The 19429-nt window shown below is 62.8% G+C and carries 13 protein-coding genes and 1 pseudogene; 9 read left to right on the top strand and 5 right to left on the bottom strand.

Annotated elements, in window-relative coordinates; translation table 11 throughout:
• Nucleotides 1-2 precede the first annotated feature (2 nt).
• The 5 genes from CHU94_RS16740 to CHU94_RS16760 all read right to left on the bottom strand — a co-directional run bounded on the left by CHU94_RS16740 (nt 3) and on the right by CHU94_RS16760 (nt 4194).
• A complete protein-coding gene (locus tag CHU94_RS16740; protein WP_094481965.1) occupies nt 3-800 on the bottom strand; it encodes an ABC transporter ATP-binding protein in 798 nt (265 codons plus the stop codon).
• Nucleotides 797-1624 (bottom strand): ABC transporter ATP-binding protein, encoded by an 828-nt coding sequence (locus CHU94_RS16745; protein ID WP_094481967.1) that lies wholly within the window; start codon nt 1622-1624, stop codon nt 797-799. Before CHU94_RS16745 ends, CHU94_RS16740 begins: the two co-directional genes overlap by 4 nt.
• Nucleotides 1621-2697 carry a branched-chain amino acid ABC transporter permease gene (locus CHU94_RS16750; RefSeq protein WP_094481969.1) on the bottom strand — a complete coding sequence of 359 codons (1077 nt, stop codon included), beginning with the start codon at nt 2695-2697 and terminating at the stop codon, nt 1621-1623. Before CHU94_RS16750 ends, CHU94_RS16745 begins: the two co-directional genes overlap by 4 nt.
• Nucleotides 2694-3590: a branched-chain amino acid ABC transporter permease gene (locus CHU94_RS16755; protein ID WP_094481971.1), complete on the bottom strand. Its 897-nt coding sequence runs from the start codon at nt 3588-3590 to the stop codon at nt 2694-2696. Before CHU94_RS16755 ends, CHU94_RS16750 begins: the two co-directional genes overlap by 4 nt.
• A gap of 187 nt (nt 3591-3777) precedes the next feature.
• Nucleotides 3778-4194: an acyl-CoA thioesterase gene (locus CHU94_RS16760; RefSeq protein ID WP_094481972.1), complete on the bottom strand. Its 417-nt coding sequence runs from the start codon at nt 4192-4194 to the stop codon at nt 3778-3780.
• A gap of 41 nt (nt 4195-4235) precedes the next feature.
• On the opposite strand from CHU94_RS16760, the gene CHU94_RS16765 reads away from it, so the two are divergent.
• From CHU94_RS16765 to narI, 9 genes and pseudogenes are all read left to right on the top strand, one after another.
• A complete protein-coding gene (locus tag CHU94_RS16765) occupies nt 4236-6107 on the top strand; it encodes an ABC transporter ATP-binding protein/permease (RefSeq protein ID WP_094481973.1) in 1872 nt (623 codons plus the stop codon).
• A 150-nt stretch (nt 6108-6257) separates the two neighbouring features.
• Entirely contained in the window at nt 6258-6863 is a 606-nt protein-coding gene (locus CHU94_RS16770; protein WP_094481974.1) for a hypothetical protein, read from the top strand.
• A 22-nt stretch (nt 6864-6885) separates the two neighbouring features.
• Nucleotides 6886-8790, top strand: coding sequence for a type IV pili methyl-accepting chemotaxis transducer N-terminal domain-containing protein (locus tag CHU94_RS16775; RefSeq protein ID WP_094481976.1), 1905 nt, complete (start codon nt 6886-6888; stop codon nt 8788-8790).
• An 11-nt stretch (nt 8791-8801) separates the two neighbouring features.
• Nucleotides 8802-9491 (top strand): response regulator, encoded by a 690-nt coding sequence (locus CHU94_RS16780; RefSeq protein WP_176452066.1) that lies wholly within the window; start codon nt 8802-8804, stop codon nt 9489-9491.
• Between the two features lie 159 nt (nt 9492-9650).
• Nucleotides 9651-12557, top strand: a pseudogene (locus CHU94_RS19585) (nitrate/nitrite transporter).
• 96 nt (nt 12558-12653) lie between these two features.
• On the top strand, nt 12654-16463 hold the full coding sequence (locus CHU94_RS16795) for a nitrate reductase subunit alpha (RefSeq protein ID WP_094481984.1): 3810 nt from the start codon (nt 12654-12656) through the stop codon (nt 16461-16463).
• Between the two features lie 12 nt (nt 16464-16475).
• Nucleotides 16476-18008, top strand: a complete 1533-nt coding sequence (gene narH, locus CHU94_RS16800; protein WP_094481986.1) for a nitrate reductase subunit beta — start codon at nt 16476-16478, stop codon at nt 18006-18008.
• Between the two features lie 14 nt (nt 18009-18022).
• Entirely contained in the window at nt 18023-18700 is a 678-nt protein-coding gene (gene narJ / locus CHU94_RS16805) for a nitrate reductase molybdenum cofactor assembly chaperone (RefSeq protein ID WP_094481988.1), read from the top strand.
• Complete coding sequence (narI, locus tag CHU94_RS16810; protein ID WP_094481990.1) at nt 18697-19428, top strand: respiratory nitrate reductase subunit gamma; 732 nt, start codon at nt 18697-18699, stop codon at nt 19426-19428. Before narJ ends, narI begins: the two co-directional genes overlap by 4 nt.
• Nucleotide 19429: the final 1 nt, after the last annotated feature.

Below are 19429 nucleotides of genomic sequence, written 5' to 3' on the forward strand. Positions count from 1 at the left end.
TACTATCTCCAGGTTTTCTTTTTCTTCCAGCGTCGCTCGCCGCGTACGCCAGTTTCCTTCATGCCGAGGTAGAACTCCTTGATGTCGTCCTTCTCACGCAGGTGGGCGCAGGTGTCTTCCATGACGATGCGGCCGTTTTCCAGCACATAGCCGTAGTCGGAGGCGTTGAGCGCCATGTTGGCGTTTTGTTCCACCAGCAGGATGGTGGTGCCGCGCTCGCGGTTGATGCGCACCACGATCTCGAAGATCTCTTTGGTCAGCTTCGGAGACAGGCCCAGGCTGGGTTCATCCAGCAGGATCAGGTCCGGGTCCGCCATCAGCGCGCGGCTGATGGCCAGCATCTGCTGTTGCCCGCCCGAGAGCAGTCCGGCATCCTGCGAGGCGCGCTCTTTCAGGATGGGGAAATAGCCATACACCGTCTCGATGTCTTTGGCCACGCCGTCACGGTCAGAGCGCGTGTAGGCACCCATGAGCAGGTTGTCGCGCACGCTCAGCAGCGGAAACACCTCGCGCCCCTCGGGCACATGGCTCAGGCCTTCTTGCACGATGTAGGCCGGGTCTTTGGCAGTGATGTCTTCACCCTTGAACTCCACTGAGCCCTTGCGCGGGTCGATGATGCCGGAGATGGTTTTGAGGATGGTGGTTTTTCCTGCACCGTTGGAGCCCAGCACGGTGGCGATCTCGCCACGGCGCACCTGCAGGCTCACGCCACGGATGGCTTTGATCGGGCCGTAGGCGCTTTCCACATTGAGCAGCTTGAGCACCGGTTGGTCGCTGATGGGGGGCGGCTGGGTGCTCATACAGCCTCCGAGGTGTACTGGCGGCGCAGCGAGGACACGTCGTCGATGGAGCCCAGGTAGGCCTCCACCACGCCGGGGTCAGTCTGCACCTCACGCGGCGAGCCCATGGCGAGCACTTCGCCCTGGTTCATGGCCAGCACACGGTCGCTGACCTTCGAGACCAGGCTCATGTCGTGTTCCACCATCAGCACGGTGATGCCCAGTTCGCTTTTGATGTCCTGGATCCAGAAGGCCATGTCGTCGGTTTCTTCCACGTTCAGACCGCTGGACGGCTCGTCCAGCAGCAGCAGCTTGGGTTCGGTGCACAGGGCGCGGGCCATCTCCACCACCTTGCGCACACCATAGGGCAAGCCCGCCACCAACGAGTCCCGGTAGTGCTGCAAGTCTAGGAATTCGATGACTTCTTCGGCCTTCTCGCGGGCCTTGAGTTCTGCTTCCCGGGCTGCAGCGGTAAAAAACAGGTCCTGCCACAGCCCGGTTTTGCGGTGGGTGTGGCGGCCAATCAGCAGGTTGTGCAGCACGCTGGCGTGTTCAAACAGCTCGATATTCTGAAAGGTGCGCGCAATGCCCAGCGAAGCGACGTCTTGCGGCGGCTGCGCCGTGAGCTTGAGAGCGCCCTGCGGACCCAGGTAATCAATGTCACCTGTGGTCGGGGTATAGATACGGCTGATCAGGTTGAACACGGTGGTCTTGCCGGCGCCATTGGGGCCAATGAGGGTGAAGACCTCGCCCTGCTTCACATCGAAGCTCACGTTGTTGACCGCCAGCACACCACCAAAGCGCACGCTGAGCTGATTGGCAGAAAGTAAGGTGTCGGGTTTCATTTCAGCCGATCTGACTTTTGGAAGGATTTCTGCCGCTTGAACATGCCCTTGCGGTAGAACGGGAACATCTGCAAATAGGTGCGCACCTTGAGCCACCGGCCGTACAGGCCCATGGGCTCAAACAGCACAAACAGGATCAGCATGCTGCCGTAGATCACGCTCTTGAGTCCGGGGGCCTGGCCGATGATCTCTGGCAAAAACTCTTTCACGGCGGAGATGCCCTGCGGCAGCATGATCAGGAAGATGGCGCCCAGGAACACGCCGTGGATGGAGCCCAGGCCGCCGATCACGATCATCAGCAGCAAGTCGATGGACTGCAGCAGGTTGAATTGGTCGGGCGAGATGAAACGCAGGTTGTGGGCATACAGAGCCCCAGCCACACCGGCCAAAGCCGCAGAAATGGCAAACGACAGGGTTTTGTAATACGCGAGGTGGATGCCCATGCTCTGAGCCGAGATTTCGGAGTCCCGGATCGCCACAAAGGCTCGACCCGTGGGCGCACGCAACAGGTTCAGGATGCCCAGCGTGCAGACCACGGCGATGGCCAAACAGACAAAGTAGAAGCCGGTGCCGCTGCCCAGGTCGTAGCCCAGCAGCTGGACGGCGGCCACGGACTTGCCGGCGTTGCCACCAGTGACCGAATCCCAACGCGCAAACACCTCTTCGATGATGAAGCCAAACGACAGCGTGGCCATGCCGAGGTAAATGCCCTTGAGCCGCAAGGCCGGCAAGCCCACCACGATGCCAATCAGGGCGGACAGAAAACCGGACACCCCCAGCGCCAGGAGAAATGGCAGGCCTGCCGCGATGAGGTAGGCCTGGGTGTATGCCCCTACACCCAGGAAGGCCGCATGCCCCAGCGAAAACTGCCCGGTGAAGCCAGCCAGCAGCATCAGCCCCAGGCCTGCAATCGCGTAGATCAGGACCAGGACGAGCTGCGCCAGGCTGTATTCGGCCAGCAGCCACGGAGCGGCCAGCAAGAAACCACCCAGTGCGCTGTACCAGAACACATGCCCGCCATGTTTGGCAAGCTTGATGTCCTGCGCATAGTCTGTCTTGAATATGAATCTCATACCTTCTTCCGCAGCTTTTCGCCGAACAGGCCGTTAGGCTTGACCATCAGCATGACCAGCACCACCACATAGGCTGCGGTGTCTTTGAAGCCGTCGGGCAGGTAGAAGCCGGCAAACGACTCCACCAGCCCGATCACCAGCCCGCCCACAATCGCGCCGGGCAGGCTGCCAAAGCCTCCCACCACAGCTGCCGGGAAGGCCTTGAGTCCGATCATCCCCATGTTGGCGTGCACAAACGTGATGGGTGCCAGCAGGATGCCGGCGATGGCGGCCACCGCCGCGGCGAGGCCCCAAGCGAGGCCATTGAGGCGCTGCACGGGAATGCCCATGTAATAGGCGGCCAGCTGGTTTTGTGAAGCCGCCTGCATGGCGATGCCCAGTTTGCTGTAGCGGAACAGCGCAAACAGCAGCGCACACAAGATGCCGGTGGCACCAATGATGGCCAGATGCTCCACATTGAGCACCAGTGCGCCAATGCCCATCTCATTGCCGCCAAACTTGAGGATTTCGTCTTTGTAGGGAACGGGCAGGGCATTGGTATCGGTGCCCATGCCAGGGATCATGGTGATGAGCCCGCGCGCCACATAGCCAATACCGATGGTCAGCATGACGATGGAAAAGGCCGGCTGCCCGAGGATGGGGCGGATCACCACGCGCTCCAACAGAATGCCAAACACCGCCATGGCCACGATGGCGCTGGGCACTGCGACCCAATAGGGAAAGCCCAGCAGGGTCATGCCCGCCAGACCGCCGAAGGCGCCCAGCATCATCAGCTCACCCTGGGCGAAGCTGACGGTCTCGGTCGCTTTGTAAATGAGCACGAAGCCCAGCGCGATCAGGCCGTAGATGCACCCTTGTGCGACGCCGCTGATCAGCAATTGAAGGAACTGCACCTTGCCTCCTCGTGTTGTGCAGTCCGGTTATAGCGGGAGCCCCCTGTTTTACCGATAGGGTTCTCACTGATCTCGTAGACCCTAAGCACAGGGGTCTGAACGGTGTTTTCTTGAGTTTGTGAGATTTATAAGAAATGGGCCTGTAGGGCCCATGAATGCGGCGCGAGCAGCTATAAAGGTTGTAGCATCAGATGGCGCGAACTGGTATCTCTCTGGGTTGGCCGTTGTCGTCGATGGCCACATAGGTCAGTGACGCCTCGGTGACTTTGATGTACTGGCCCTGGCTGCGAAAACGCTCGGCATAGACCTCCACCTTCACGGTGATGGAGGTCCGGCCAATGCGGCTGACCTTGCTGAAAAAGCTCAAGATGTCGCCCACACGCACCGGCTGTTTGAAGACAAATTCGTTGACCGCCACGGTGGCCATGCGGCCCTGGGTGTAGCGCGCGGGCAGCACGGAGCCGGCCAGATCGACTTGGGCCATGACCCAGCCGCCAAAGATGTCGCCGTTCGCATTGCAGTCGCCGGGCATGGGGATGACTTTGAGCACGAGCTCCTGGTCGGTGGGCAATTGGACGATGGGTGGGCTTGAATTGGTAGACATGGGCACAATCCTGACTTGAAACTTATCCCGGATTGTCCCCCATGCGCCCCTCTGGTCTCCCCGCTGCAGCCCCTGCGGCCTCCATCTCCACCACCGGTCTGGCCGTGACCGTTCCCCCCAAGTCGGACTGGGACACGCTGCGCCGCCTGTTCCCCTACCTGTGGGCCTACAAATGGCGGGTCATTGCGGCACTGGCCTTCATGGTGGGCGCCAAGATGGCCAACGTGGGCGTCCCCGTGTTGCTGAAAAACCTGGTGGACGCCATGACCCTGAAGCCGGGCGACCCCGCTGCGCTGCTGGTGGTGCCCGCTGCGCTGTTGCTGGGTTATGGCGCCTTGCGCCTGTCCACCTCCTTGTTCACCGAGCTGCGCGAGCTGGTGTTTGCCAAGGCCACTGAGGGGGCGGCGCGCTCCATCAGCCTGCAGGTGTTCCGCCACCTGCACGCCATGAGCCTGCGCTTTCACCTGGAGCGCCAGACCGGCGGCATGACGCGCGACATCGAACGCGGCACGCGCGGCGTGCACTCGCTCATCAGCTACTCGCTCTACAGCATCATTCCCACCTTGATCGAGGTGGCGCTGGTGCTCACGCTGTTGGCGGTCAAGTTTGACGTCTGGTTTGCCTGGATCACCATCGTGGCCTTGGCCGTCTACATCGCCTTCACCATCACCGTGACCGAGTGGCGCACCCAGTTCCGCAAGAAGATGAACGACATGGACAGCACGGCGCACAGCCGTGCGATCGATTCGCTCCTGAACTACGAAACCGTCAAGTACTTCAACAATGAAGAGTTCGAGGCCCGGCGCTATGACGAGAACCTGGAGAAGTACCGCCGCGCCGCCGTCAAGAGCCAGACCACGCTCTCGTTGCTCAACACCGGGCAACAGCTCATCATCGCGGTGGCGCTGGTCACCATGTTGTGGCGCGCCACCCAGGGCGTGGTCGACGGGCGCATGACGCTGGGCGATCTGGTCATGGTCAACGCCTTCATGATCCAGCTCTACATCCCGCTGAACTTCCTGGGCGTGATCTACCGCGAGATCAAACAAAGCCTGACCGACCTGGAAAAGATGTTCACGCTGATGGAGCGCGAGCGCGAGATTGCCGATGTGCCCGGCGCGCAAGCCCTGCAGCTGGCAGCCAGCGGCGCCGATGCCACGGTGCGGTTTGAGAACGTCACCTTCAGCTACGACCAGGCGGGCAGCGCCGCCGCCACGGGCACCACGGCACGCACCATCCTGCACGGCATCAGCTTCGAGATTCCGGCCGGCAAGACGGTGGCCGTGGTGGGCCCCAGCGGCTCGGGAAAGTCCACGCTGGCACGCCTGCTATTCCGCTTTTATGACGTACAGCAGGGCCGCATCACCATCGCCGGGCAGGACATCAAGCAGGTCACCCAAGGCAGTGTGCGCCAGGCCATCGGCATCGTCCCGCAAGACACCGTGCTGTTCAACGACACGGTGGAATACAACATCGCCTACGGCCGTCCTGGCGCCACACGCGCCGAGGTGGAGGCTGCTGCCAAGGCCGCCCATATCCACGCGTTCATCGCCGCGGCGCCCAAGGGCTTTGAGACCATGGTGGGCGAGCGCGGCCTCAAGCTCAGCGGTGGTGAGAAACAGCGTGTGGCGATTGCCCGCACGCTGCTGAAGAACCCGCCGGTGATGATTTTTGACGAAGCCACCAGTGCACTGGACAGTGCCAACGAACGCGCCATCCAGGCCGAGCTGGCGGGCGTGTCACAGAACAAAACCACCCTGGTCATCGCCCACCGCCTCTCCACCGTGGTGGATGCGCACGAAATCCTGGTGATGGATGCGGGTCATATCATCGAACGCGGTACCCACGCCCAGCTGCTGGCCGCCAACGGCCGCTACGCGCAGATGTGGGCGCTGCAGCAGAGTGCGGAGTGATTTGAGGGTGTTTTATGCCTCCGGGGCTCATGGATATTGCGTGAAAAGCTATTGAATTGATAGCGTTCGAGGCGCGGTGCAGGGATACTCTGCGCCCGCGTACACTCTGCGCCGACTGTTCCCCTCCGCATTTCTGATCCCTATTTCCCCATGGACCTTCTGATTTTTGCCGCGCTGGTGATTGGCGTGGTGGTACTCAAAAAACGCGACCAGCGCCGCCGCATCCTGCTGCTGGGCAGCCATCTGGCCCGCTATGACATCGAAAAACTCATGGAAGGCCTGACCGAAGGCTACTTGCGCGTGCTGGGCGAGGCCGATGTCGAGCGCCAGGCGCAGGTGTGGAGTTTTCTCGATACGCAAGAGGTGAAGCTGCGTGACCAGTTCCAGACCTTTGCGACCGAGTTTGCTCAGGAAGACGCGGCACTCACCCGGGTCAGCAAGCTGCCCTTTGCCCTGCCGTTTGCCACCACCCTGTTTCCTGCAGCCACCTTCGACGTGCGCCAAGCTTTGCAGATCCACGCCCAAGCCATTGCCGACGCGGTAGAGAACCGCGAGCGACGCAGCCAAAAGGCCAAGGCATTCACGCTGTCGGCCGAACTGTTTCTGATGCAACACACCTGCCACTGGTTTTGCCGCTCCAAGGCGGTAGCCTCGGCGCGTTTGCTGGCGCGCCACAAAACGCCGTACGCGCAAGTGCTGGCCTCGGTAGCCCCGGCCACCCGCGCGCGTTATGAGGCATTGCTGCAGGGGCGTTGAAGCCACCGCGCATAATTTGCGCATGTCCCGCTCCCGTGCCGCATCCCTGTCCACCAAGCTGATCCGCATTGGCGCCAGCCTCTTGGTGGTGGCGCTGATGTCGATTGGCCTCACCCTGTGGGTGACCTGGCAACTGGAGGGCGGCGCGGCTTCGGTCAATGAGGCCGGGCGCATGCGCATGCAGGCCTGGCGCCTGGCCAGTGCCTTGCAGGCCGATGTGCCGCGTCCACAGGTGTTGGCGTTGGTGGCGCAGTTTGACCAGAGCCTGGAATTGCTGCGAACCGGTGACCCCTCGCGTCCGCTGTTTGTGCCCTGGGATGCGGGCGTGCGTGAGCGTTTTACGGGAGTCAATCGCCTGTGGCAGGCCCAGCGCAGCCAGTGGGCGGGGGAGCCGCCGCCCACAGCGAAGGCGTCGTTGCAGGCTGCTGAGGAATTTGTGGCCGCCATCGATGCGCTGGTGCTGGCCATCGAGCACCAGCTCGCCCGACTCACAGCCATCCTGAACCTGTTCCAGTTTGTGATGATGGCGCTTGCCATTGGCGGGGCGGTGCTGATGCTCTACACCGGCTACTTGTATGTCATCAACCCGCTGCTGCAGCTGCAGCAGGGCTTGCACAAAGTGGAGGAAGGGGACTTTGGCACCCGCATCGAAGTGGATAACCAGGACGAGTTTGGCCAGGTGGCGCAGGGCTTCAACCGCATGTCTACGCAGCTGCAGGCCATGTACGACGGGCTGGAAGCCCAGGTCATTGCCAAGACCGAGCGCATCGAGGCGCAGCGCGCACGCATTGAGGCCTTGTACGAAGTCAGTGCATTTTTGGCTGGCGCCAATTCCATCGAAGAGATGTCGCGCGGCTTTGCGCAGCGGGTGCGCCTGGTGATGAGTGCCGATGCCGTGACTGTGCGCTGGTCAGACGAGGCCAATCAGCGTTACCTGATGCTCGCATCCGATTGCTTTCCGCAGGACATGCTGGAGGAAGAGCGCAGCCTCTTGGCCGGCGCTTGCGCCTGCGGCAGCCTGCAGCCCGATGCGCGCACGCGTGTGATCCCCATCCATGACCACACGGCAGCGCCCATGCGCCGCTGCGTTAAGGCCGGCTACGAAAGCCTGGTCAGCGTGCCCGTGCGGCTGCAGCAGCGTCTGATGGGGGAAATTGACCTGTTCTTCCGGCACGCGGTGGAGCTCTCCAAGGACGAGGTGGAGCTGCTCGACGCACTGGCCAGTCACCTGGCCAGTGCCCTGGAGGGGCTGCGTGCGGCTGCGTTGGAGCGGGAAGCGGCGGTGGGCGAAGAGCGGGCCTTGCTGGCACGCGAGCTGCATGACTCGATTGCGCAGTCGCTGGCGTTTCTCAAAATCCAGGTGCAGCTGTTGCGCAGCGCGACCCACAAGGCTCAGCCGGAGCAGGTGCAGTTGGCGCTGGACGAGCTGGACACCGGGCTCAAGGAAAGTATCAACGATGTGCGCGAACTGCTGGTGCACTTTCGCACCCGCACCAACACCGAAGACATCGCGTCCGCGTTGCTGGAAACCTTGCAAAAGTTCAAGCACCAGAGTGGCTTGGCCACGCAGCTGCACATCAGTGGCGATGGCCTGCCGCTGCCTTCGGACGTGCAGGTGCAGGTGCTGCATGTGGTGCAAGAGGCCTTGTCGAATGTGCGCAAACATGCCCAGGCGAACCAGGTCACACTGAATGTGACCAAGGGCGAGTGCTGGCGCTTTGCCGTGCAGGACGACGGGGTGGGGTTTCTGGCCGCGCAGCAGCGTGACAGTTCACACGTGGGGCTCACCATCATGCAGGAGCGTGCCGCCCGCATTGGTGCCACTGTCGAGGTGCAGTCCCACCCCGGGAGCGGCACCACCGTGAGCTTGGATCTGCCGGCCCACCCGGTGATCGGCAATGTTTCGGCGCCCGCCCCCTTGGCCTGACAATACCCGCCATGACGCTTCTCCGACTGATGGTGGTGGACGACCACTCCCTGTTTCGCCGTGGGCTGGTGGCCCTGCTGTCCCAGGACGGCCGCTTCGAGGTCGTGGCCCAGGCCGCTGACATGGGCGAGGCGCTGCGCTGCGCGGGTACCTTGGCCCCGCAGCTGATCCTGCTGGACAACCACCTGCCGGGCGTGCGCGGGGTGGATGGCATTGCCGCTCTGAAAGAGGCCTTTGCCGGCGTGCGCATTCTCATGCTCACCGTCAGCGAGGACGCGCAGGATTTGGCCGCGGCCATGCAGGCCGGGGCCGATGGCTACCTGCTCAAGACCGTGGAGTCCGAGCACCTGTGCGATGCGCTGGTCAAGGTCATGGCGGGGGAGCCCGTGATCAGCCCCGAGATGATGACCAAGTTTGTGGCCGCTTTCCGGGCCAAGCCGGTGCAAGCAGCCGTGGCGCCGGCCGAGGCCAGCCTGACGGCCGACCTGGCGCCCGCGGATGGCGGGCTGGAATCGCTGTCGGCCCGCGAGCGCGAAATCCTGGCGTACATCGCGCGCGGCGACAGCAACAAGTTGATCGGGCGGGCATTGGACATTGCCGAAACCACGGTCAAGGTGCACGTGCAGCACATCCTGCGCAAGCTGCAGCTCAGTTCGCGGGTGCAGGCGGCGGTATACGCCGCGGCGCGCGGCCTAGTTTGATCCAGATCAGGCGCCCGCCACACTTCCTGGACGCTACTCCTTTGGAACTATGCCGCCCCGTGGCGACATAGTTCTTTGGCGGCCTGCGACCAGTACCAATGGCGGATGTTCAATCCGCCCCCAAACCACGACAGTCATTCCATCCCTAGGAGATGGAATATGGCCTCTGATTTAAGCAACGCGCGCAAAGCCTGGTCGGTACTCATCGTCAGCACGTTGGCGTTTACCGTGTGTTTCATGGTGTGGATGATGTTTGGCGTGATCGGTATCCCGATCAAGAAGATGCTGAACCTGAATGCCACGGAGTTCGGCCTGCTCACCGCCACGCCGGTGCTCACCGGCTCGCTGATCCGGGTGCCGCTGGGCATCTGGACCGACCGCTTTGGTGGTCGCATCGTCATGGCGGTATTGATGGCTGTGACCGTGCCTGCCATCTGGATGATGGCCTACGCCACCCAGTACTGGCACTTCATCACCATCGGCCTGTTTGTCGGTCTTGCCGGCGGCTCGTTCTCGGTCGGCACCCCTTATGTGGCGCGCTGGTTCCCCAAGACCAAGCAGGGCACGGCCATGGGCATTTACGGAGCGGGCAACTCGGGCTCGGCCGTCAACAAGTTTGTGGCGCCGGTGATTCTGGTCGCCTTTGGTTGGACCATGGTGCCGCAGGTCTATGCGGCCATCATGCTGGGCACGCTGGTGCTGTTCTGGATGTTCAGCCACAGCGACCCGGCCCACTTGGTGCCCAACAACGTCAAGTTCACCGACCAGCTCAAGGCGCTGAAAGACCCCAAGGTCATCAAGTACTGCCAGTACTACAGCATTGTGTTTGGCGGCTATGTGGCGTTGGCGCTGTGGATGGTGCAGTACTACGTGGGCGAGTTTGGCCTGGACATCCGCGTGGCTGCCTTGCTGGCCGCGTGTTTCTCCTTGCCCGGTGGGGTGCTGCGTGCCTTCGGCGGCATGCTGTCCGACAAATACGGTGCCCACAGCGTGACCTGGTGGGTGCTGTGGGTGAGCTGGATCTGCCTGTTCCTGCTGTCCTACCCGCAGACCGATTTCACCGTCATGACGGTGAACGGCCCCAGCACCTTCCACATCGGCCTCAACGTCTATGTGTTCACCGGCCTGATGTTCATCCTGGGCATTGCCTGGGCCTTTGGCAAGGCCAGTGTCTTCAAGTACATCAGCGATGACTATAGCCACAACATCGGCGCCATCAGCGGCATCGTGGGCCTGGCCGGCGGCCTGGGCGGCTTCATCTTGCCCATCCTGTTTGGCGTGTTGATGGACCTGACCGGCATCCGCTCCAGCGCTTTCATGCTGATGTACGGCGTGGTCTGGGTGTCGCTGATCTGGATGTACTGGACCGAGGTGCGCAAGACCGAAGTCATGGGTCAGAACGCCAAAAACTTTTCCCTTCAAAGCTAGGACATTGACATGAGCACCAACGCCTCCTCGCGTGCTGACATTGCCGACTGGCGCCCCGAAGACGAACGCTTCTGGGAGAGCACAGGCAAAAAGGTCGCTTACCGCAACCTCTGGATTTCCATTCCGGCCCTGCTGTGCGGCTTTGCCGTCTGGGGCATGTGGGGCATCATCACCGTGCAGATGCTGAACCTGGGCTTTCCCTTCACCCAGGCCGAACTGTTCACGCTGACCGCCATTGCCGGCATCTCGGGCGCCACCATGCGCATCCCGGCGTCCTTCCTGATCCGCATGGCGGGCGGGCGCAACACCATCTTCCTGACCACGGCCATGCTGCTGGCCCCCGCCATCGGTACCGGCGTGGCGCTACAGCACCCCGAGTGGCCGCTGTGGGTGTTCCAGCTCATGGCGCTGTGGTCGGGCGTGGGCGGCGGCAACTTTGCGTCCTCCATGTCCAACATCAGCACCTTTTTCCCCAAGCGCCTGCAGGGCACGGCCCTGGGCCTGAACGCCGGCTTGGGCAACTTTGGCGTGACCACCATGCAGATCGTCATCCCGCTGGTCATGACCATCGGCATCTTTGGCGCCTTCGGCGGTGAAGCCAAGGCCCTGGTGAAAGACAGCGGCTGGATCTTCGGCAAGATTGCGGCCGGCACCCCCACCTACATCCAGAACGCGGGCTTTGCCTGGGTGCTGTCGCTCATTCCGCTGTCCATCCTCTGCTGGTGGGGCATGAGCAACCTCAAGACCGTGTCGCCCACGACCGGCAACCCGCTGGTGGCCTTCGGCAAGATCACGTATCTGTATTCGCTGGCCTTCATCCCGTCCATCGGCATGTTGTACCTGTACCTGCCAGCGCCCACCGGCCTGGGCCTGCTGAACATGTGGGTGGCGATTCCTTTGGACATTCTGGCCGCCGTGCTGATGATGCGCGTCGCTGCCTTCGGCGCCATGCGCGAGAACGTGCAAAAGCAATTCGCCATCTTCCGCAACAAGCACACCTGGAGCATGACCGCGCTCTACGTGGTCACCTTCGGCAGCTTCATTGGCTTCTCCATGGCCCTGCCCCTGGCCATCACCGTGATCTTCGGCTTCCAGCACATCCCCGATGCGGCTGGCGTGCTGCAGCACACGGTCAAGAACCCCAACGCCCCATCGGCCCTCACCTACGCCTGGATAGGCCCCTTTGTCGGCGCCGCCGTGCGGCCCGTGGGTGGCTGGATCTCGGACAAGGTAGGCGGCTCCATCGTCACGCAAATCATCTCCGCCATCATGGTGCTGGCGTCGGCCGCCGTGGGTTACGTGATGTTGCAGGCCTACCAGTCGCCCACGCCCGAGCAGCACTTCATGGCCTTCATGGGCCTGTTCATCGTGCTGTTTGCCGCCAGCGGCATTGGCAATGGCTCCACCTTCCGCAGCGTGGGTTTCATCTTTGACCGCCAGCAGGCCGGCCCGGTGTTGGGCTGGACCTCGGCGGTGGCAGCCTACGGCGCCTTCATCGCCCCGGTGCTCATCGGCCAGCAGATCAAGGCCGGAACACCGCAATACGCCTTCTACGGCTTTGCCGTCTTCTACGCCCTGTGCCTGGTGCTGAACTGGTGGTTCTACCTGCGCAAGGGCGCCGAGATCCAGAACCCCTGAGACGGAAGATTGCTACCAAATGTATAGCTGCTTGCGCATATTTCACCTGGGCTACGGCCTGATTTCATTCAAAAAATCGACTGCAGAGGTATCCCCATGAGCCATTTTCTGGACCGCCTGAGCCATTTCTCGGCTCCCACAGAGGAGTTTGCCGACGGCCACGGTGTGGCCACCGGCGAAGACCGCACCTGGGAAGACGCCTACCGCGACCGCTGGGCGCACGACAAGATTGTTCGATCCACCCACGGTGTGAACTGCACCGGTAGCTGCTCGTGGAAGATATACGTCAAGGGCGGCATCGTCACCTGGGAAACCCAGCAGACCGACTACCCCCGTACCCGCGCCGACCTGCCCAACCACGAACCCCGCGGCTGCGCCCGCGGTGCCAGCTACAGCTGGTACCTGTACAGCGCCAACCGCGTGAAGTACCCCATGATCCGGGCCCGCCTGCTGCAGCACTGGCGCGCAGCCCTGCTGGTGGCCAAGAGCCCGGTGGACGCCTGGGCCAGCATTGTGGAGAACCCGCAAGCCCGCGCCGAATGGCAAAAGCAGCGTGGCCTGGGCGGCTTTGTGCGCAGCACCTGGGAAGAAATCAACCAGCTGGTGGCCAGCGCCAACGTCTACACCGCCAAGCAATATGGCCCGGACCGCATCATCGGCTTCTCGCCCATTCCGGCCATGAGCATGGTGAGTTATGCCGCAGGCAGCCGCTACCTCAGCCTCATCGGTGGCGTGTGCATGAGCTTTTACGACTGGTACTGCGACCTGCCGCCCGCCAGCCCCCAGGTCTGGGGTGAGCAAACCGACGTGCCCGAGAGCGCCGACTGGTACAACAGCACCTTCATCATCGCCTGGGGCTCCAACGTGCCCCAGACCCGCACGCCCGATGCCCACTTCTTCACCGAGGTGCGCTACAAGGGTGCCAAGACGGTGGCCATCACCCCCGACTACGCCGAGATCAGCAAGCTCGCCGACCTGTGGATGCACCCCAAACAGGGCACCGACGCCGCCGTGGCCATGGCCATGGGCCACGTCATCCTCAAGGAGTTTTACTTCGACAAGCGCAGCAGCTACTTTGACAACTACGTGCGCCGCTACACCGACATGCCGAATCTGGTGCAGTTGGAGGAGCGCACGCTGCCCGATGGCCGCAAGGTCATGGTGCCCGGCCGCTACCTGCGCGCCAGCGACTTCAACGGCAAGCTCGGCCAAAGCAACAACCCCGAGTGGAAGACCGTCGCGCTGGACGAGAACGACAAGATGGTGCTGCCCAACGGCTCTATCGGTTTCCGCTGGGGCGCGGCCGAACGCGAGGATCTGGGCAAATGGAACCTGGAAAACAAAGAGGCCCGGGGAGACACCGAGGTCACGCTCAAGCTCAGCCTGATGGAGGGCGGCGCGAATGGTGCCGCTGCCGACTATGAGGTGGGAGAGGTCGGCTTCCCGTACTTTGGCGGCATAGACACCCCCAACTTCGACGCCAACAAACAAAGCGCCGCTGTGGGTGACGTGCTGGTGCGCAAGGTGCCGGTGCGCCGCGTCAAGCTGGGCAAGGCGGGGGAGGAGCGCTACGCCCTGGTGGCCACTGTGTTCGACCTGACCGTGGCCAACTACGGTGTGGCCCGGGGCCTGCCTGGCGAGAACGCCGCCATGAGCTTTGATGACGACACCCCTTACACCCCCGCCTGGCAGGAAAAAATCACCGGCGTCAAGCGTGACCAGGTGATCGCCGTGGCGCGCCAGTTTGCCGACAACGCGGACAAGACCCGTGGCAAGAGCATGGTCATCATCGGCGCGGCCATGAACCACTGGTACCACAGTGACATGAACTACCGCGGCATCATCAACATGCTGATGATGTGCGGCTGCATCGGCCAAAGTGGCGGCGGTTGGGCGCACTACGTGGGCCAGGAAAAACTGCGTCCCCAGACCGGCTGGACGGCGTTGGCCTTTGCGCTGGATTGGGTGCGCCCACCGCGCCAGATGAACAGCACCAGCTTCTTCTACGCCCACACCGACCAGTGGCGCTACGAGCGCCTGGGCGTGGACGAGATCCTCTCGCCCCTGGCCGACAAGAGCAAGTTTGGCGGCAGCCTGATCGACTACAACGTGCGCGCCGAGCGCATGGGCTGGTTGCCCAGTGCCCCGCAGCTGCAGACCAACCCCATGCAGGTGGTGAAGGATGCTACCGCTGCTGGCATGGACCCCAAAGACTATGTGGTGCAGTCGCTCAAGGACGGCAGCCTGGCCATGAGCTGCGAAGACCCGGACCACCCCGCCAACTGGCCGCGCAACATGTTTGTCTGGCGCTCCAACATTCTGGGCTCCAGCGGCAAAGGCCACGAGTACTTCCTCAAGCACCTGCTGGGCACCACCCACGGCGTGCAAGGCAAGGACCTGGGGGTGGACGACGCCAAACCCACCGAAGTGCAATGGCACGACAAGGCACCCGAAGGCAAGCTGGACCTGCTGGTCACGCTGGACTTCCGCATGAGCACCACCTGTCTGTACTCCGACATCGTGCTGCCCACCGCCACCTGGTATGAGAAGAACGACCTCAACACCAGCGACATGCACCCCTTCATCCACCCCCTCAGCACGGCGGTGGACCCGGCCTGGCAAAGCAAGAGCGACTGGGAGATTTACAAGGGCTTCGCCAAGTCCTTTAGCGAGGTCTGTGTGGGCCACCTCGGTGTGGAAAAAGAAGTCATGCTCACCCCGCTGATGCACGATACGCCCGCCGAATTGGCCCAGCCTTTTGGCGTGGCCGAGTGGAAGAAGGGCGAGTGCGACCTCATCCCCGGCAAGACCGCACCCAGCATCCAGGTGGTGGAGCGCGACTACCCCAACACCTATGCCCGCTTCACAGCCCTGGGCCCTTTGCTGGAAAAAGTGGGCAATGGCGGCAAAGGCATTGCCTGGAACACCCAGACCGAAGTGGCCCAACTCAAGGAGCTCAATGGCAATGTACATACCGAGGGTGTCGCCAAGGGCCTGGCCCGCATTGAGACCGATATTGACGCCTGCGAGGTGGTGCTGCAACTCGCCCCCGAGACCAATGGCCACGTGGCCGTGAAAGCCTGGGAAGCCCTGGGCAAGCAAACCGGGCTGGACCACACCCACCTGGCCATCCACCGCGAGGACGAGAAGATTCGCTTCCGTGACATCCAGGCCCAGCCGCGCAAGATCATCAGCTCGCCCACCTGGAGCGGCATCGAGAGCGAGACCGTGTCCTACAACGCGGGCTACACCAATGTGCATGAGCTGATTCCCTGGCGCACCCTGACCGGCCGCCAGCAGTTCTACCTGGACCACCCCTGGATGACCGCGTTTGGCGAAGGGCTCTCCAGCTACCGCCCGCCCGTGGACCTGAAGACCGTGGGGGACATCATGGGCCGTAAACCCAATGGCAACAAAGAGATCTCGCTCAACTTCATCACGCCGCACCAGAAGTGGGGAATCCACTCCACCTACACGGACAACCTGATGATGCTGACGCTCAACCGCGGTGGCCCGGTGATCTGGCTCAGTGAAGACGACGCCAGGAGCGCCGGCATTGTGGACAACGACTGGGTCGAACTGTTCAACACCAACGGCGCCATTGCGGCCCGTGCGGTGGTGAGCCAGCGCGTGAAGGTGGGCATGGTGATGATGTACCACGCCCAGGAAAAGATCATCAACACCCCGGGCGCCGAGATCACCGGCACCCGCGGCGGCATCCACAACTCGGTGACCCGCATCGTGACCAAACCCACCCACATGATCGGCGGCTACGCGCAGTTCAGCTACGGCTTCAACTACTACGGAACCATCGGTACCAACCGCGACGAGTTTGTGGTGGTACGCAAGATGCGCAAGATCGACTGGCTCGATGGCGAGTCCGCCACACCGACCATCCAGGCCTGAGGAGACATTACTATGAAAGTACGCGCACAAATCGGCATGGTGCTGAACCTGGACAAGTGCATCGGCTGCCACACCTGCTCGGTCACCTGTAAAAACGTCTGGACCAGCCGCCCCGGGGTGGAATACGCCTGGTTCAACAACGTGGAAACCAAGCCCGGCATCGGCTACCCCAAGGACTGGGAGAACCAAGACCGCTGGAACGGCGGCTGGGTCCGCAAGGCGGACGGCTCCATCGAGCCCCGCCAGGGCGGAAAGTGGAAGTTGCTCATGCGCATCTTCGCCAACCCCAATATGCCGCAGATTGACGACTACTACGAGCCCTTCACCTTCGACTACGACCACCTGCAAACCGCCAAGGAAACCAAGGCCGCGCCGACCGCACGGCCGCGCTCGCTGATCACCGGCAAGCGCATGGAGAAGATCGAGTGGGGCCCCAACTGGGAAGAAATCCTGGGTGGCGAATTCAGCAAGCGCAGCCAGGACGCCAACCTGGCCAACTTCGACCAGATCCAGAAGGACATGGTGGGTCAGTTCGAGAACACCTTCATGATGTACCTGCCGCGCCTGTGCGAACACTGCCTGAACCCGGCGTGTGTGGCCTCGTGCCCCTCGGGCTCCATCTACAAGCGCGAAGACGACGGCATTGTGCTGATCGACCAGGACAAGTGCCGCGGCTGGCGCATGTGCGTGTCGGGCTGCCCCTACAAGAAGATTTACTACAACTGGCAGACCGGTAAGGCCGAGAAGTGCATCTTCTGCTACCCCCGCATTGAGGCCGGCCAGCCCACCGTGTGCTCCGAGACCTGCGTGGGCCGCATCCGCTACCTGGGGGTGGTGCTGTACGACGCCGACCGCATTGCTGAAGCGGCCAGCGTAGAAAACGAGAAGGACCTGTACCAGGCCCAGCTCGACATTTTCCTGGACCCGAGCGACCCCGCCGTCATCGAACAGGCGCGCAAAGACGGTATCCCCGAAGCGTGGCTGGAAGGTGCGCGCAAGAGCCCGGTCTACAAGATGGCCGTGGAGTGGAAGGTGGCTTTGCCCCTGCACCCCGAGTACCGCACGCTGCCCATGGTGTGGTACGTGCCACCGCTCTCGCCCATCACCTCGGCTGCCAACGCCGGTCACATCGGCCCCAACGGCGAGCTGCCCGACATTGCCCAGATGCGCATTCCCGTGCAGTACCTGGCCAACCTGCTCACCGCCGGCGACTGCGGCCCCGTGGTGCGGGCGCTGGAGCGCATGCTGGCCATGCGCGCCTACCAGCGCAGCAAACATGTGGACCAGATCGAGAACCTGGCCGTGCTGCAGCAAACCGGCCTGACCGTGGCCGAGGTGGAGGAGATGTACCAAATCATGGCGATTGCCAACTACGAAGACCGCTTCGTCATCCCCAGCAGCCACCGCGAGTACGCCGAGAACGCGTTCGACCTGCGCGGCGGCTGCGGCTTCTCGTTTGGCAATGGTTGCTCCGACGGCGCCTCGGAGACCAGCCTCTTCGGTGGCAGCAAGTCGCGCACCATCCCCATCAAGTCCATGCTCTGAGCAGGAGAAGACCTATGAAAGACAACCGTTACTCCCTGCGGGCCCTGGCGCTGCTCCTGGGCTACCCCGACGCCGCCCTGCGTGCCCAGTTGCCCGCCTTGATGGACGTGCTGGACCAGGAGGGCAGCGTGCCCGCCGCCCGCCGCGCCGAGCTGCGCAGCTTGGCCGCCGATCTGAGCCGTCGCGACCCGCTGGAGGTGGAAGCGCAGTACGTGGAAACCTTTGACCGGGGCCGCGCCACCTCGCTGCACCTGTTCGAGCATGTGCACGGCGACTCGCGCGACCGTGGCCCTGCCATGGTGGACCTGGCGCAAACCTACGAAAAAGCCGGGCTGCGCCTTTCCGCCGAAGAGCTGCCCGACCACCTGTGTGTGGTGCTGGAGTTCGCATCCACCCAGCCACCGCAACTGGCCCAGGATTTTTTGGGCGAGATGGCCCACATCCTCACATCCATCTTCAGTGCCCTGCTCAAGCGCGGCAGCCCCTACGCAGCCGCGGTGGCCGCGGTGCTGGAGCTGGCAGGCCAGCGCGTGCAGGCCGTGCCCTTTGTGGCCGATGCGCCGCTGGACGACAGCTGGGCCGAGCCTGAGGCCTTTGACGGCTGCAGTACCAAAGGCCAGTCCCGCCCCGGCGAAGCCCAGCCCATTCACATCGTGCGCAAGGCCCCAGCCGCGCAAGGAGCCGCTGTATGAACGCCCTCGACAACTTCCTCTTCGGCATCTACCCCTACATCTGCCTGAGCGTGTTTCTGCTGGGCAGCCTGTTGCGCTTTGACCGCGAACAGTACACCTGGAAGAGCGACTCCTCGCAGTTGCTGCGTGCCGGTCAGTTGCGCTGGGGCAGCAACCTGTTCCATGTGGGGGTGCTGTTCCTGTTCTTTGGCCACAGCTTTGGCATGTTGACGCCACACTTCCTCTACGAGCCCTTCATCAGTGCCGGTGCCAAGCAACTGGTGGCCATGGTCTCGGGTGGTGCGTTTGGTTTGCTGGGTTTCATCGGGGTCAGCCTATTGCTGCACCGCCGACTGAGCGACGAGCGTATTCGGGCCAACTCCAAAACCAGCGACATCATGTTGCTGGTGTTGCTGTGGCTGCAACTGGCCCTGGGTCTGGCCACGATTCCCTTGTCGGCCCAGCACCTGGACGGCGGCATGATGATGAAGCTGGCCGAGTGGGCCCAGCGCATCATGACGCTGCGCGTTGGTGCTCCCGAGCTGCTGGCCGAGGCGGGTTGGATCTTCAAGGCCCACATGTTCCTCGGCATGTCCATCTTCCTGGTCTTCCCCTTCACCCGCCTGGTGCATGTGTGGAGCGGCTTTGGCACTGTGGCCTACCTGGTGCGCCCCTACCAGCTGGTGCGCAGTCGCCGCATCGGCATGACACCACGCGAGCCCATGAGCCGCAGCCACCCACACCGCTGAA

This window comes from Rhodoferax sp. TH121, from assembly GCF_002251855.1.
GTDB lineage: Bacteria > Pseudomonadota > Gammaproteobacteria > Burkholderiales > Burkholderiaceae_C > Allorhodoferax.

Coding starts and splice junctions, on each gene's coding strand:
- CHU94_RS16740 (WP_094481965.1), bottom strand. CDS start 800: ATGAGCACCCAGCCGCCCCCCATCAGCGACCAACCGGTGCTCAAGCTG.
- CHU94_RS16745 (WP_094481967.1), bottom strand. CDS start 1,624: ATGAAACCCGACACCTTACTTTCTGCCAATCAGCTCAGCGTGCGCTTT.
- CHU94_RS16750 (WP_094481969.1), bottom strand. CDS start 2,697: ATGAGATTCATATTCAAGACAGACTATGCGCAGGACATCAAGCTTGCC.
- CHU94_RS16760 (WP_094481972.1), bottom strand. CDS start 4,194: ATGTCTACCAATTCAAGCCCACCCATCGTCCAATTGCCCACCGACCAG.
- CHU94_RS16765 (WP_094481973.1), top strand. CDS start 4,236: ATGCGCCCCTCTGGTCTCCCCGCTGCAGCCCCTGCGGCCTCCATCTCC.
- CHU94_RS16770 (WP_094481974.1), top strand. CDS start 6,258: ATGGACCTTCTGATTTTTGCCGCGCTGGTGATTGGCGTGGTGGTACTC.
- CHU94_RS16775 (WP_094481976.1), top strand. CDS start 6,886: ATGTCCCGCTCCCGTGCCGCATCCCTGTCCACCAAGCTGATCCGCATT.
- CHU94_RS16780 (WP_176452066.1), top strand. CDS start 8,802: ATGACGCTTCTCCGACTGATGGTGGTGGACGACCACTCCCTGTTTCGC.
- CHU94_RS16795 (WP_094481984.1), top strand. CDS start 12,654: ATGAGCCATTTTCTGGACCGCCTGAGCCATTTCTCGGCTCCCACAGAG.
- narH (WP_094481986.1), top strand. CDS start 16,476: ATGAAAGTACGCGCACAAATCGGCATGGTGCTGAACCTGGACAAGTGC.
- narJ (WP_094481988.1), top strand. CDS start 18,023: ATGAAAGACAACCGTTACTCCCTGCGGGCCCTGGCGCTGCTCCTGGGC.
- narI (WP_094481990.1), top strand. CDS start 18,697: ATGAACGCCCTCGACAACTTCCTCTTCGGCATCTACCCCTACATCTGC.